Source organism: Arthrobacter sp. Leaf69 (genome assembly GCF_001422645.1).
Classification (GTDB): Bacteria; Actinomycetota; Actinomycetes; order Actinomycetales; family Micrococcaceae; genus Arthrobacter.
Genome location: NZ_LMLR01000001.1, coordinates 66,529 through 80,236 on the forward strand (window position 1 = coordinate 66,529; position 13,708 = coordinate 80,236).

Annotated in this window: 14 protein-coding genes and 2 pseudogenes; 13 read left to right on the plus strand and 3 right to left on the minus strand. The window is 66.9% G+C overall.

Features of this window, described 5'->3' with window-relative positions; translation table 11 throughout:
- Positions 1-33 precede the first annotated feature (33 nt).
- From glyA to ASE96_RS18665, 6 genes and pseudogenes are all read left to right on the plus strand, one after another.
- On the plus strand, positions 34-732 hold a 699-nt coding region (glyA, locus tag ASE96_RS19410), incomplete at its 3' end, for a serine hydroxymethyltransferase (protein WP_268753727.1).
- A gap of 1 nt (position 733) precedes the next feature.
- A pseudogene (locus ASE96_RS19415) lies at positions 734-1,159 on the plus strand (serine hydroxymethyltransferase); the annotation flags it as partial.
- Between the two features lie 4 nt (positions 1,160-1,163).
- The gene (locus tag ASE96_RS18660) at positions 1,164-1,544 is read left to right on the plus strand and encodes a hypothetical protein (RefSeq protein WP_082492566.1); all 381 of its coding nucleotides are present in this window, start codon (positions 1,164-1,166) and stop codon (positions 1,542-1,544) included.
- A 168-nt stretch (positions 1,545-1,712) separates the two neighbouring features.
- The coding region (locus tag ASE96_RS00330; protein ID WP_056426475.1) for an L-serine ammonia-lyase at positions 1,713-2,642 on the plus strand (930 nt) is incomplete at its 3' end.
- Between the two features lies 1 nt (position 2,643).
- Positions 2,644-3,240 (plus strand): annotated as a pseudogene (locus ASE96_RS19775) (L-serine ammonia-lyase, iron-sulfur-dependent, subunit alpha); the annotation flags it as partial.
- A 43-nt stretch (positions 3,241-3,283) separates the two neighbouring features.
- The gene (locus ASE96_RS18665) at positions 3,284-3,577 is read left to right on the plus strand and encodes an L-serine ammonia-lyase, iron-sulfur-dependent, subunit alpha (RefSeq protein ID WP_442853871.1); all 294 of its coding nucleotides are present in this window, start codon (positions 3,284-3,286) and stop codon (positions 3,575-3,577) included.
- A 16-nt stretch (positions 3,578-3,593) separates the two neighbouring features.
- Here the strand turns inward: ASE96_RS18665 and ASE96_RS00340 are convergent, their stop codons facing one another.
- Positions 3,594-4,148 (minus strand): TspO/MBR family protein, encoded by a 555-nt coding sequence (locus ASE96_RS00340; protein WP_056424427.1) that lies wholly within the window; start codon positions 4,146-4,148, stop codon positions 3,594-3,596.
- 115 nt (positions 4,149-4,263) lie between these two features.
- Here ASE96_RS00340 and ASE96_RS00345 point away from each other — a divergent pair, with 115 nt between their 5' ends.
- Positions 4,264-5,337, plus strand: coding sequence for a lipid II:glycine glycyltransferase FemX (locus tag ASE96_RS00345; RefSeq protein ID WP_056424430.1), 1,074 nt, complete (start codon positions 4,264-4,266; stop codon positions 5,335-5,337).
- A 31-nt stretch (positions 5,338-5,368) separates the two neighbouring features.
- Positions 5,369-6,865: a threonine/serine ThrE exporter family protein gene (locus ASE96_RS00350; RefSeq protein ID WP_056424434.1), complete on the plus strand. Its 1,497-nt coding sequence runs from the start codon at positions 5,369-5,371 to the stop codon at positions 6,863-6,865.
- Between the two features lie 136 nt (positions 6,866-7,001).
- On the opposite strand, the gene ASE96_RS00355 is transcribed toward ASE96_RS00350, so the two are convergent.
- Positions 7,002-7,841, minus strand: a complete 840-nt coding sequence (locus tag ASE96_RS00355) for a siderophore-interacting protein (protein ID WP_056424437.1) — start codon at positions 7,839-7,841, stop codon at positions 7,002-7,004.
- A 62-nt stretch (positions 7,842-7,903) separates the two neighbouring features.
- Positions 7,904-8,689 carry a uracil-DNA glycosylase gene (locus ASE96_RS00360; protein ID WP_442853872.1) on the minus strand — a complete coding sequence of 262 codons (786 nt, stop codon included), beginning with the start codon at positions 8,687-8,689 and terminating at the stop codon, positions 7,904-7,906.
- A gap of 123 nt (positions 8,690-8,812) precedes the next feature.
- Between ASE96_RS00360 and ASE96_RS00365 the strand changes: the two genes are divergently transcribed.
- The 5 genes from ASE96_RS00365 to groL all read left to right on the plus strand — a co-directional run bounded on the left by ASE96_RS00365 (position 8,813) and on the right by groL (position 13,607).
- Entirely contained in the window at positions 8,813-9,130 is a 318-nt protein-coding gene (locus tag ASE96_RS00365; RefSeq protein ID WP_056424444.1) for a DUF3263 domain-containing protein, read from the plus strand.
- An 80-nt stretch (positions 9,131-9,210) separates the two neighbouring features.
- On the plus strand, positions 9,211-9,813 hold the full coding sequence (locus tag ASE96_RS00370; protein WP_056424446.1) for a LytR C-terminal domain-containing protein: 603 nt from the start codon (positions 9,211-9,213) through the stop codon (positions 9,811-9,813).
- 228 nt (positions 9,814-10,041) lie between these two features.
- Entirely contained in the window at positions 10,042-10,245 is a 204-nt protein-coding gene (locus ASE96_RS00375) for a cold-shock protein (protein WP_056426478.1), read from the plus strand.
- Positions 10,246-10,388: 143 nt separating this feature from the next.
- Positions 10,389-11,651 (plus strand): ABC transporter substrate-binding protein, encoded by a 1,263-nt coding sequence (locus tag ASE96_RS00380; protein ID WP_156367494.1) that lies wholly within the window; start codon positions 10,389-10,391, stop codon positions 11,649-11,651.
- A gap of 318 nt (positions 11,652-11,969) precedes the next feature.
- Positions 11,970-13,607 (plus strand): chaperonin GroEL, encoded by a 1,638-nt coding sequence (gene groL, locus ASE96_RS00385; protein WP_056424449.1) that lies wholly within the window; start codon positions 11,970-11,972, stop codon positions 13,605-13,607.
- Positions 13,608-13,708: the final 101 nt, after the last annotated feature.

Below are 13,708 nucleotides of genomic sequence, written 5' to 3' on the forward strand. Positions count from 1 at the left end.
AAATGATCGCCTCGGAGAACCACACCGCCCGCTTTGGATCCGGAGATCGCCGCGAAGATCGACGCCGAACTCACCCGCCAGCGGGACGGCCTGGAAATGATCGCCTCGGAGAACCACACCGCCAAGGCCGTCATGCAGGCGCAGGGTTCGGTGCTGACCAACAAGTACGCCGAGGGCTACCCGGGCAAGCGCTACTACGGCGGTTGCGAGCACGTGGACGTTGTGGAGCAGCTGGCGATCGACCGGGTCAAGGCCCTGTTCGGCGCCGGGTTCGCCAATGTCCAGCCGCACTCCGGCGCGCAGGCCAACGCCTCGGTCATGCACGCCCTGATCCGTCCGGGCGACACCATCATGGGCTTGAACCTGGCCCACGGCGGGCACCTGACGCACGGCATGAAGATCAACTTCTCCGGCCGCCTGTACAACGTCATCCCGTACCAGGTCCGCGAAGATGACCACCGGATCGACATGGCCGAGGTGGAGCGCCTCGCCCTGGAGCACAAGCCGCAGCTGATCGTGGCCGGCTGGTCCGCGTACGCCCGGCAGCTGGACTTCGCCGAGTTCCGCCGGATCGCGGACTCCGTCGGGGCCTACCTGATGGTGGACATGGCCCACTTCGCCGGGCTCGTCGCGGCCGGGCTGCACCCCTCCCCGGTGCCGCACGCCCACGTCACCACCTCCACCACGCACAAGACCCTCGCCGGTCCGCGCGGCGGCATCATCCTCTCCAACNGCCGGGCTGCACCCCTCCCCGGTGCCGCACGCCCACGTCACCACCTCCACCACGCACAAGACCCTCGCCGGTCCGCGCGGCGGCATCATCCTCTCCAACGACGCCGACATCGCCAAGAAGATCAACTCGGCGGTCTTCCCGGGCCAGCAGGGCGGGCCGCTGGAGCACGTCATCGCCGGCAAGGCYGTGGCCTTCAAGATCGCCGCGTCCCCCGAGTTCAAGGARCGCCAGGARCGYGTGCTGGCCGGCGCCCGGATCCTKGCCGAGCGGCTGGTCCAGCCGGACGTCACCGCGAAGGGGATCAACGTGATCTCCGGCGGCACCGACGTTCACCTGGTCCTCGTGGACCTGCGCAACTGCGAACTCAACGGCCAACAGGCAGAGGACCGCTTGGCGGAAATCGACAGCGCAGGGCTGATTCGATCGNCGGCTGGTCCAGCCGGACGTCACCGCGAAGGGGATCAACGTGATCTCCGGCGGCACCGACGTTCACCTGGTCCTCGTGGACCTGCGCAACTGCGAACTCAACGGCCAACAGGCAGAGGACCGCTTGGCGGAAATCGACATCACGGTCAACCGCAACGCCGTCCCGTTCGACCCGCGCCCGCCGATGGTCACCTCGGGACTGCGGATCGGCACCCCCGCGCTGGCCACCCGCGGTTTCGGCGAGGCGGCCTTCGCGGAAGTCGCGGACATCATCGCGGAGGCCCTCATCGCCGACGCCGGCACGGACCTGTCCGGTCTGCGATCCCGGGTGGAGGCGCTCGCCGCCGCCCACCCGCTCTACCCCTCGGTTGATAACCTCGCCTAAGGGACGTATTACAGAAGTAGAAGCAGTGCAGATCACGACGCCGGGCCGCCGCCACAAGCTGCCGCCCGGCGTCGTGCATCCGGCGGCACGCACCGCCAACCGGCGGCCGCACCGCCTTCCGGCAGGACCCTCTGCCGGGCCACAGTTAGCGCTAGTTAGGAACCGACAATGGCCGTTGGAGTCTTCGACCTCTTTTCCATCGGAATAGGACCGTCCAGTTCACACACGGTGGGTCCCATGCGGGCCGCCGCCGTCTTCGCCGAGGAGCTCAAGGCTTCCGGAGACCTGGACAAGGTGGCGTCGCTGCGCGTTGACCTGTTCGGTTCCCTCGCCGCCACCGGCCACGGCCATGGAACCATGACCGCCATCCTGCTCGGGCTGGAAGGCTTCCACCCCGAACTGATCCTCCCCGAGGAGCTCGAGGAACGGCTCGCCGCGATCGCTGAGACCGGGAAGCTGCAGCTGGCCGGTTCCGTCCAGCTTCCCTACGGCGTCCAGGACATGATCCTGCGCCCCCTGACCATCCTGCCCCGGCACACCAACGGTATGACCTTCACGGTTTCCGACGCCAACGGCGAAGTCCTGCACCGCGCCACTTTCTTCTCCGTCGGCGGCGGCTTCATCGTGCGCGAGGGCGAGGAGGACGCGGCCCTGAAGGAGCTCGACGAATCCAAGAAGGAACTGCCGCTGCCCTTCCGCACCGCCGCGGAACTGCTGGGCCGCTGCCAGTCCAAGGGCCTCTCGATCGGCGAAATCATGTTCGTCAACGAGCGCGCCTCCCGGACCGAGGAAGAGATCCGGGAAGGGCTTCTGCACATCTACTCCGTGATGGAAGGCTGCGTCGAGGTCAGCCTCAAGCGCGAAGGGCTGCTGCCCGGCGGACTCAAGGTCCGCCGTCGTGCGCCCGACTGGCACGAACGCCTCATGAAAGAAGGCCGTGACCACGATCCGGACTACCGGGACCCGAAGTACTGGCAGGAGTGGGTCAACCTGATCGCCCTCGCCGTGAACGAGGAAAACGCCTCTGGCGGCCGGGTGGTCACCGCCCCCACCAACGGCGCCGCCGGCATCATCCCCGCCGTGCTCTACTACGCCCTGNGGGCTGCTGCCCGGCGGACTCAAGGTCCGCCGTCGTGCGCCCGACTGGCACGAACGCCTCATGAAAGAAGGCCGTGACCACGATCCGGACTACCGGGACCCGAAGTACTGGCAGGAGTGGGTCAACCTGATCGCGCTCGCCGTGAACGAGGAAAACGCCTCTGGCGGCCGGGTGGTCACCGCCCCCACCAACGGCGCCGCCGGCATCATCCCCGCCGTGCTCTACTACGCCCTGCACTTCGCCCCCGGCATGGACAAGGCCACCCAGGCCGACCGCGACGACGTCGTCGTTAAGTTCCTGCTGACCGCCGCCGCCATCGGGGTGCTCTACAAGGAACAGGCCTCCATCTCCGGCGCCGAAGTCGGCTGYCAGGGCGAGGTGGGCTCGGCATCGTCGATGGCCGCCGCSGGCCTGGCCGAAGTTATGGGCGGCACACCCCAGCAGGTGGAAAACGCCGCGGAAATCGCGATGGAACACAACCTGGGCCTGACCTGCGACCCGATCGGCGGCCTCGTGCAGATCCCCTGCATCGAACGCAACGCCATCGCCGCAGCCAAGGCCATCAACGCCGCCAAAATGGCGCTGCCAGGGCGAGGTGGGCTCGGCATCGTCGATGGCCGCCGCCGGCCTGGCCGAAGTGATGGGCGGCACACCCCAGCAGGTGGAAAACGCCGCGGAAATCGCGATGGAACACAACCTGGGCCTGACCTGCGACCCGATCGGCGGCCTCGTGCAGATCCCCTGCATCGAACGCAACGCCATCGCGGCCGCGAAGGCCATCAACGCCGCCAAGATGGCGCTGTGGGGCGACGGCTCGCACCGGGTGTCCCTCGACGAGGTCATTGTGACCATGCGGGAGACCGGCCGGGACATGAGCTCCAAGTACAAGGAGACCGCGATGGGCGGCCTCGCCGTGAACGTGGTGGAGTGCTGAGTCCGTTGTTCAGCGGTCAGTTATTCAGGGCTACCCAGAGGTTCAACGACGAGGCGAACACCACCCAGGCGAGATAGGGCAGCAGCAGGAGCCCCGCCGTACGGCTGATCGGTCCGAAGTAGAGCACGGTGACGGCCACGGCCACAGCCAGGGTCACGATGATGACGAAGGCGATCCACAGGGCGGGCGTGCCAAGCGCCGGGTACAGGCCGAAGAAGACCGGGGTCCACAGCAGGTTCAGCACCAACTGGACGGCGTAGGCGGTGAGCGCGGGCCGGGTTTCTGCGGTCCTGCGGCGCCAGACCAGCCACGCAGCCACGGCCATTGCGGTGTAAAGCAACGTCCAGACCGGCCCGAACACCCAGTTCGGCGGCGACCACGGTGCTTTGTCCGCGGTGGCGTACCAGCCGTCAACGTTGGTGGCGGTGGCCAGCCCGCCGAGTCCCGCAACCAGCGCGGAGGCCGCGAGGAAAGCCAGCAGCCCCAGCACCTGGATGCCCACCCCGCGCTGTCCGGACGGGAGGGTCCGGCTTCCGGATGCTGCAGCTGGTGAGTTCTGATCTGGCGGCATGCTTCCAGCGTAGCGGCTCCGGTCCGGGCGGGAACATGGGGTGTGGCGGATAGACTTGAACCTGCATGTCCGCATGCCGCCGACGCTCGTACCGCAATGATTGGATACCGCACCCTTGCGTGAATTCACCGCCCGCTTTGCCTCTGCCGAAGAGATCGCCAACTGGGATGCCCATGTCACCGCGAACCCCAATGGCGGCAATCTTTTGCAGTCGGAGGCGTTCGCCGAGGTCAAGCAGCACTTCGGCTGGAAGCCCCTCCACCTTGTATACGAAACGGCCGACTACACGAGCTACAACCTGGTCCTGGAGAAGTCCTTCCCGCTCCTGGGCAAGCTCTGGTACCTCATCAAGGGCCCTGATGTGGCCTCCGTTGACGACATCCCGGGCATCGCCGCGGCCAACGCCGAGTTCGTCAAACGTGCCCGGCTGGGGGTCTTCGCCATCAAGATCGAGCCGGACATTGTGCTCTCCGAGTCGGCAAAGAGCGTCATCGAAGCTGCCGGACTGGTCAAGACCCATAATCTGCAGCCCAACGACTCGACGGCCCTGCTGGACATCTCCCCGGAGGAGAACCAGCTGCTGCGCAACCTGCACTCGCGCGGCCGTAACGCCGTCCGCCGCGCCATCCGCGAAGGCGTGGAGGTGCACAACGTGGAGCCCACCGAAGAAAACTTCCGTGCCATGTACGCCCTCATGACCACCACCGTGGAAGCCAAGTCCCAGGTCCGCGTCCGCGAATACGAGTACTACCGGCAGTTCTGGACCAACTTCATCAAGCGGGACCAGGGGCGGCTCCTGTTCGTCTACGAGAACGACGTCCCGTCGGTGGGTGCCTTCGTCATCAACTACGGCCGCAAAGGCACCTACAAGGACGGCGGCTCGCTGCAGAAGCGCGGCCAGTACGGTGACTCCCACCTTGTGCAGTGGCAGGCCATCAACCAGCTCAAGGAACTCGGCTGCACCGAATACGATTTCTGCGGCACGCCGCCCAGCGGTCAGCTCAAGGACACGTCCAACCCGTTCCACGGCCTGGGCCTGTTCAAGACCAGCTTCAGCAAGACCGTGACCGACTTTGTCGGCTGCTACGACCAGGTGCTGAACCCGTTGAAGTACAAGGCGTGGATGGCTGCGGGGGAGCGCGTGGCACGCCAGCTCTACACCCGCCGCACCGGCCAGCAGTTCTACTAAACCGGCCGCCACGGACATCAAGGACGCCGGAATGACCAAGGAACCCGACGGCCGCCGGAGGCCGCCCACCGACGCACTGCCCAAGACCGAGCCGATGTCGGCCACGCAGGTGCGGCAGAACGCCGCGGCCAAGCGGATGCTGCGCCGGCTGGTCCAGGGGGAGAACCCTCCCACCGCCCCGATGAGCATCGTGGACCGCCTCGCCGGCAGCCCCTACGCCAACCCCATGATCCAGGTGGGCGGGGTGGACACCTCCGCCCGCAAGACCATCGACTTCGCGCTTCACCTGGCCGAGTCCATGTTCCGGTACGGAGCCGGCGCCCTCGAAGTGGAAACCAGCATCATCGCCGTGACGGCTGCGCTGGGCCTCAAGCACATCGAGGTGGACATCACCAACCAGTCGGTGGCCATCAACTACGCCCCCAAGGACCAGACCCCCATCTCGCTGCTGCGTGTGGTCAGGTCGTGGACCAACAACTACGCCGGGCTCTCCGAGGTGCACCAACTGGTCACCGAGATCGTTGCCGGCGGTGTGGGCCGCGATGAGGCCGTGCGCCGGCTCGAGGAGATCACCCACAGGTCCAAGCCCTTCCCGCGCTGGATGGTTACCGTAGCGTTCGGGATCTTCTCCGCCGTCTTCGTCGGTGTCCTGGGCGGCGGTCCCGGCGCCTCGGCGGTGGCGTTTGTGTCCAACCTGCTGGTCAGCCTGCTGGCCCGGCAGCTGGGCCGCTGGCGCACCCCGGACTTCTTCATCACGGCCTCATGCTCCTTCCTGGTGACCTTCATCGCCCTCCTGCTGTGGCGGTTCGGCGGCCTGGTGGGGATCCAGATCGCCCCCGAGATTGTGGTGGTGGGCGGCATCCTGCTCCTCCTGCCGACCGGGCGGCTGGTCTCCTCGGTCCAGGACGCCATCAACGGCTTCCCGGTTACGGCGGCCGGCCGGTTCCTCTCCACGATGCTGACGTTCGGCGCACTCGTGGCCGGCATCGCCGTGGGCTTTGTGGTGGTGGCGATGACGGGGATGGAGCCGATCGACGTTACCAAAACATTCCCGCCGGCGTATCCGTTATGGGCGGTGGTGATCCTGATTGCCATCGCCGTGCTGATGATCGGCATCACCGAACAGACCGGCTGGACGCTGCTGCTGCCGACCGCGGCGGTGGGCGTCGTGGGCTACCTGGTCCTGATCGGGGCAGAAGCCGCGGGCATCGGGATGCGCTTTTCGCCGGCGCTCGCCGCCGTTGTGATCGGGCTGCTGGCCCGGGTGGTGGCGCTCCGGATGGGCGCTCCGCAGCTGGTGGTGGCTGTTCCGGCCGCGTTGATCCTGTTGCCCGGACTCACCATATTCCGTTCCATGTATGTATTGACGATTGAGGAATCGGAAATCCTGCTGGGCGCGGGGGGCATGCTCAACGCCGGTGCCATCGTTATGGGTGTCGCGGCCGGCATCGTGCTCGGCGACACCCTGGCCCGGCCCCTGACCCGCGGCCTGGCCAGCAACGAACGCCGCCGGGCACGCCGCCGCTAACGCTCTTTGCGGCACGGCCCGCCGGGTCACCCCACCTTTGCCGGGTCCCGACGGCGTGGCGGGCTGCCCTGCCGGCGAGCCCCGGCGTCGCGATGGCAAAGGCGGGGAAACCCCGCAGCGAGCCGCCCAGATGGTGCTAGATCTTCCCGACGGGGAGCTTCTTCTCGGCCTGGAAGTCGTCCTCCACACGGCCTTTGGCCCAGTAGCCCGACAGGGACACCTGGGAGCGCTCCAGACCGTGTTGCACGTAGAGCACGTCGCGCAGGCTCTTCATGTAGCCGCGCTCGCCGTGCGCGAAGACCTGCACCCGGCCCTCAGGCCAGGCGGCGTCGCGCACGGCGCTGACCAGCAGTTCGCTGGCACCGGCCGGAACGCCGCCGCGTCGCAGCCAGCGCAGTTCGACGCCGGCCGGCGCTGCGATTGCCTGGATATCGGCGTCGCCGTCCACCTCGAGGAACGCCAGGCCGCGGGCGTCCTGCGGCAGCGATTCGATCGAGGCGCTGATGGCCGGCAGCGCGGATTCGTCGCCCGCGAACAGGAACCAGTCCGCGGCCGGATCCGGGTTGTAGCCGCCACCCGGGCCGGTGAAAATCAGGGCGTCGCCGGGCTGGGCGGACGCGGCCCAGGGGCCCGCGAGGCCTTCGTCGCCGTGGATCACGAAGTCGATGGCGAGTTCTCCGGCGGCCTCGTCGACCCAGCGGACGGTGTAGGTCCGGGTGTGCGGCCACTGATCCCGCGGCATGGTGTCCCGGATCTCCCAGAGGTCCAGCGGGTCCGGATAGGTGACCCCGGGCTGCGGGAAGACGATCTTGACGTAACGGTCCACGAAGGCGTTGTTCACGTAGCCAGTGAAGCCCGGGCCGCCGGCCACGATCCGGACCATGTGCGGCGAGAGCTGCTCGCGGCGCAGGACGGTCAGGTTGGTCTGCGGGCGGGATTTCCGGGTGGCCGAAGTGGCGGCGGGGACTGATGTCATGGTGCCAAGCCTAGCCAAGAACCAGCCAAGAAGGATGGGCGGGACCGGGTCTGTGAAGCCGGTTAGGGTAGCGGCGGCAGTTCCCAGTCCACCGTGCCGTCGCCTTGTTCCTGGAGCAGCGTATTGGCGCGGCTGAACGGCCGTGAGCCGAAAAATCCCCGCGCGGCCGAGAGCGGGCTCGGATGGGCGCTTGCGATCACCGGCGTCGAACCCAGCAGCGGCCGGACAGCTTCGGCATCCTTGCCCCACAGGATTGCCACGAGCGGGACCGGCACGCCGTTCGCGGTGACGCGGTTCGCCAGCGCGCCGATCGCCGTCGCCGTAATGGCTTCCCAGCCCTTGCCCCGGTGCGAGCCGGCCTCCCCGACCCGGACGCTGAGGACCCTGTTGAGCAGCAGCACACCCTGGTCCGCCCACCGGCTGAGGTCGCCGTGGATCCGCGGCGGCAGCCCCAGGTCGGCGTCGAGTTCCTTGTAGATGTTTGCGAGGCTGCGCGGGATGGGCCGGGTGGAGCCGTCCACGGCGAAGGACAAGCCGACGGCGTGGCCCGGCGTCGGATACGGATCCTGGCCCACGATGAGCACCCTGACATCCGCCAGCGGCTGACGGAAGGCCCGCAGGAGGTTCGACGCCGGCGGCAGGACCGCATGGCCGCCGGCAACCTCCCTGCTGAGGAATTCCAGGACTTCGCGCAACGGCCCCTCGACCGGTGCCAGCGCCTCGGCCCAGTCGGGAGCCACCAGCTCCGTCAGCGGCAGGCGGGCCAACTCGGCGAACCCGACGGCCTCGGCCGGGACGGGCTCCAGGTCGAACAGGGCATCGGAGTCAAGGGAATCTGAGGTGGGCACAGAGCCCATTCTCGCAGGACGGCAAATGACAACCCTGTTATTCGCCCGTAGCATGGGGGAAGACTTTTCACCGGATCCGTCCGTACCGGAACAATCCTCACCGTAACATGCAGGGAGTGTGCAGTGGCCGAACAAGCGCAAGAGCACCTTTCGACGGCGGATTCGGTTGCCGCCGGGACAAGCCCCGAATCGCCCCTGAGCAGCAGGGACCAGCAGATGCTGGCGCTCGAACGGCAGTGGTGGAAGTACGCCGGCGCCAAGGAACAAGCCATCCGGGAGCTGTTCGACCTTTCCGCCACGCACTACTACCAGATCCTCAACGCCCTCATCGATACCGAGGCTGCGCTGGCCCACGATCCGATGTTGGTCAAGAGATTGCGTAGACTACGTACGTCACGCCAACGTGCGCGCACTGCCCGCCGCTTGGGCTCAGACGCGTAAAACACAGCCGGATGCGCGGATTCCCGCGCGACAGCCGGCGTCGACAATTCGTCAGAAATCAGCAAGGACGTCGTTTTACCATGACCAAATACGCTCGGGATGAATTTGATCGGGTCCCGGAGACCTCCACCCGCCAGGGTGTCCACCGGGCCGTCGCCGAAACCCGCCGCCGCCGTCTGGCACCCATCCTGGCCGTCGGCGCCGCAGCCCTGGCAGTCGGCCTCGTGGCGTTCCTGATCCTGCCGAAGCTCGGGCTCTCCAGCGGCGGAAACACTGCGGCGGTATCGGCAGAGCAGGCCGCCGGCAGCGCCCCCGCGACCACAGCCTCCAGCCCGGCATCACCCAGCGTGACGCCCTCCGCATCCCCCACGCCATCCGCCACGCCGACGCCGACACCGACCGCCGCCGTCGACAAGACCCAGCCGGTGGCGATCTTTAACGGCACCACCACCGCGGGACTGGCCAGCAGTGTAGGCAACACGGTCTCCACTGCCGGCTGGACGCTGGGCGAGTTGGGTAACTGGGGAGGAGCGCCCCAGCAGCGCTCCGTCGTCTTCTACAGCGGCGCCGCGCAGAAGGGCAACGCCGAGGCCCTCGGCCAGCTCCTCGGCATCGAGACCGTGGTGGACTCCGCCGAATTCCAGATGCCGCTGGTCGTCGTGCTGGCGCCCGGCTTCCAGTAGCCGTTCCGGTTACGCCTGAATAACTATTCGGGGCCGAACCGGCCCGCGCCGGCCGCTCCGGCCGGGGGCTGTGGGTACAGTATTTGCGGACTGTTTGTGCCTTCCGTGGTTTGCATCCTGTGTTGTGCATTCTGTGTTGTGCATTCTGCGTTGTGCATTCTGCAGGTCGCATTCCGCGGCGCACATTGTGGTGGTCCGCCCGCAAAGCCAACTGAAAGTGTGGACACCATGGCATTGGGAACCGTGAAATGGTTCAACGCCGAAAAGGGCTACGGCTTCATCACCGTGGACGATTCCGGCGCTGACGTCTTTGTGCATTGGTCCGCCATCGCGGGGGAGGGCTACCGCGCACTGGACGAGGGACAACGGGTGGAACTCGAAGTCGGCGAAGGCGAAAAGGGCCCGCAGGCCGAAAGTGTCCGGCCAGCCTAGTGACCTTCGCCGCAGCCGCAGCACCAAGGCAGGACCCTGCAGGAATTAGCCCTGCAGGCATCAGCTCCGCAGGAAAGAACCCTGCCGGAAAGCAACCCGGTCCGAAGACCGCCGGCGGCACCGTCCGTCAGCGGGCTGTGGCCCTGCGCCGGGGCTGGGCCCTGGCGGTGCTGGCCGCTGCCGCGCTGACCACCACGGGGTGCCTGGGACCGGCAGGGGGTGCCCGCGTGGAGCAGGCCGACGCGAGCGGCGACGGAATCCTGCGGATCGGGCTGATCCTCGACAACACTGGAGCGCAGAGCTTCCTCAACGCCCCCCAACTTGCCGCCGCGAAGCTCGCCGTCAAGGAAATCAACGCTGCGGGCGGCCACAAGGGCAAACCGGTGGAGTTGCTTCCGGAGACCGTCGGCGGAGACACCGCGGCGCAGGCAAAAGCCCTGGTTGCCGCCAAAGCCGACGTCGTCATCGGTCCGACCGACTCAAGCCGCGCGCCTGCCGCGATCGACGTCCTGTCCAACGCCAAAGTGGCCATGATTTCCCCCGCGAACACCGCCAGCGGACTCAGCCGTTACGAGAGCAACGGCTACTATTTCCGCACCTCGGCAGCCGACATCGCGCAGGCCCCCGTTCTGGTCAAGCTCGCCAAGGACGGCGGCGCGGCGACCATTGCCGTTGTGTACGAGGAAGGCAGCTACGGCAAGGACGTGTCCAACGCGGTGGCCGCCGCGGCGAAGGAGGCCGGACTGGGGCCTGTGGCCGTCGCTGGGTTCACCCCGGGCCAGGCACAGCAGGCGTCGGCTGCCGCGAAGGCAGCGGCTCCCGACGCCGTCGTCCTGGTTTCCCGCGAAGGTGCCCAGGGCGCCCTCGCCGAACTGAACAACGCCGGTTTATCCGGCAAGAAGCTCATCCTCAGCGACGGGGCCGTCAACCAGTACGGTTCCGGCCTGGGGTCCCGTGCACTGGACGGTGCGCGGGGGATCCTGCCGGGGACCTTTGCCTCGGCGCACTTCCAGGGCGAGTTGGTCTCCGTGGATCCGGAGCTGAAGGACATGACGTTTGCCGCTGAGACGTATGACGCCGTCAACCTTGCCGCCATCGCGGCCGCCGCAGCCCAGGACGACGCCGGAACGTCCGTGGCCGGCAGCCTGATCGCCGTGTCGGGAGGCAACGTCCAGACCTCAGGCAGCGGCGGGCCCTCCGGCGAAGCCACGGTATGCAAGACCTACCAGGAGTGCCTCGACGCCCTCCGGGCAGGCAACCGGCCCGACTACGACGGGGAATCCGGGCCGGTCGGCTTCGATTCCCACGGTGACGTCAGTTCCGCGAACTATGTCGTCTACACCTACGGGTCGGACAACACGGCCACCATGAGCGGCAACGAAACTGCCAACAGCAGCGGGAGTTAATCGCCCGTAGCGTATTGAGCCGCGCTGGAGTGCCGCCAGCACGCCGATGCAGCGCACCTCCGGCTCATTCACTGCTTGCACTCTCCCCGGGGGAGTGCTAATTATTGATTTAGCACTCCCGCGTATTGACTGCTAAAACGACGCCCGGTTCACCCGGCCGCGAAGTTGAGGCCGCCGATCCAGGAGCGAAGAAACACCTGGCTGGGGTGAGATTCCGGGTTCAGTGGCATACAGAGGCCACAGGGCCGGGATCGTCCGTCGCGGGCACCGCAGCAAAGGTTCATTCTTAACGACTGTCCCGAAAGGACTACTGCCGTTATGGCCAAGATCATTGCATTTGATGAAGAGGCACGCCGCGGTCTTGAGCGGGGCCTGAACATCCTCGCCGACGCCGTCAAGGTCACCCTCGGCCCGCGTGGACGCAACGTCGTCCTCGAAAAGAAGTGGGGCGCCCCCACGATCACCAACGATGGTGTTTCCATCGCCAAGGAGATCGAGCTGGACGATCCTTACGAGAAGATCGGCGCCGAGCTGGTCAAGGAAGTTGCCAAGAAGACGGACGACGTCGCTGGCGACGGAACCACCACCGCCACCGTGCTGGCCCAGGCCCTGGTCAAGGAAGGCCTGCGCAACGTCGCGGCCGGCGCTGATCCCCTGTCCCTCAAGCGCGGCATCGAGAAGGCTGTCGAAGCCGTCACCCGCGAGCTCCTGGCCTCCGCCAAGGAAATCGAAACCAAGGAAGAAATCGCCGCCACCGCGTCCATTTCTGCCGGTGACAACGAGATTGGCGCCCTGATTGCCGAGGCCCTGGATAAGGTCGGCAAGGAAGGCGTCATCACCGTCGAGGAGTCGAATACCTTCGGCCTGGAGCTGGAACTCACCGAAGGCATGCGCTTCGACAAGGGCTACATCTCCGCTTACTTCGTCACCGACGCCGAGCGCCAGGAAACGGTCCTTGAGGATCCGTACATCCTGATCGTCAATTCCAAGATCTCCAACGTCAAGGAACTGGTTGCTGTCCTCGAAAAGGTCATGCAGTCCTCCAAGCCGCTGCTGATCATCGCCGAAGACATCGAGGGCGAGGCCCTGGCCACGCTCATCGTCAACAAGATCCGCGGCACGTTCAAGTCCGTCGCCGTCAAGGCTCCGGGCTTCGGCGACCGCCGCAAGGCGCAGCTCGCGGACATCGCCATCCTCACCGGTGGCCAGGTCATCTCCGAGGAAGTCGGCCTCAAGCTTGAGACCGCCGGACTCGAACTCCTGGGCCGCGCCCGCAAGGTGGTTGTCACCAAGGACGAGACCACCATCGTCGAGGGTGCAGGCGACGCTGACCAGATCGCCGGCCGCGTGTCCCAGATCCGTGCCGAGATCGAGAACTCCGATTCGGATTACGACCGCGAGAAGCTGCAGGAGCGCCTGGCCAAGCTGGCCGGCGGCGTTGCAGTCATCAAGGCCGGTGCCGCAACCGAGGTTGAGCTCAAGGAACGCAAGCACCGCATTGAGGACGCTGTCCGCAACGCGAAGGCTGCTGTCGAAGAGGGCATCGTCGCCGGTGGTGGCGTGGCCCTGATCCAGGCCGGCGCCAAGGCCTTCGCGAACCTGCAGCTCTCCGGCGACGAGGCAACGGGTGCGAACATCGTCCGCGTTGCCATCGACGCCCCGCTGAAGCAGATCGCCTTCAACGCCGGCCTCGAGCCCGGCGTTGTGGTCGACAAGGTCCGCGGCCTGCCCGCAGGCCACGGCCTGAACGCAGCCACCGGCGAGTACGTCGACCTGCTTGCCGCCGGCATCAACGATCCGGTCAAGGTCACCCGCTCTGCCCTGCAGAACGCGGCGTCCATTGCCGGACTGTTCCTCACCACCGAGGCCGTTGTGGCCGACAAGCCCGAGAAGGGTGGCGCCCCGATGGGCGGCGGCGACGACATGGGCGGCATGGGCGGTATGGGCGGTTTCTAACCCCCGCTCCAGTGCTGCTCAACCAGCCCTGAACGTGCAGTAAACAACGACGGCGGTCCCTCCTTCGGGTGGGGCCGCCGTCGGCGTTAACGTGTTTTGGC

Excerpts from the sequence above, each read along its gene's own strand:
- ASE96_RS18665 (WP_442853871.1), top strand. The coding sequence starts at position 3,284 with ATGGGCGGCACACCCCAGCAGGTGGAAAACGCCGCGGAAATCGCGATG.
- ASE96_RS00340 (WP_056424427.1), bottom strand. The coding sequence starts at position 4,148 with ATGCCGCCAGATCAGAACTCACCAGCTGCAGCATCCGGAAGCCGGACC.
- ASE96_RS00350 (WP_056424434.1), top strand. The coding sequence starts at position 5,369 with ATGACCAAGGAACCCGACGGCCGCCGGAGGCCGCCCACCGACGCACTG.
- ASE96_RS00355 (WP_056424437.1), bottom strand. The coding sequence starts at position 7,841 with ATGACATCAGTCCCCGCCGCCACTTCGGCCACCCGGAAATCCCGCCCG.
- ASE96_RS00370 (WP_056424446.1), top strand. The coding sequence starts at position 9,211 with ATGACCAAATACGCTCGGGATGAATTTGATCGGGTCCCGGAGACCTCC.
- ASE96_RS00375 (WP_056426478.1), top strand. The coding sequence starts at position 10,042 with ATGGCATTGGGAACCGTGAAATGGTTCAACGCCGAAAAGGGCTACGGC.
- groL (WP_056424449.1), top strand. The coding sequence starts at position 11,970 with ATGGCCAAGATCATTGCATTTGATGAAGAGGCACGCCGCGGTCTTGAG.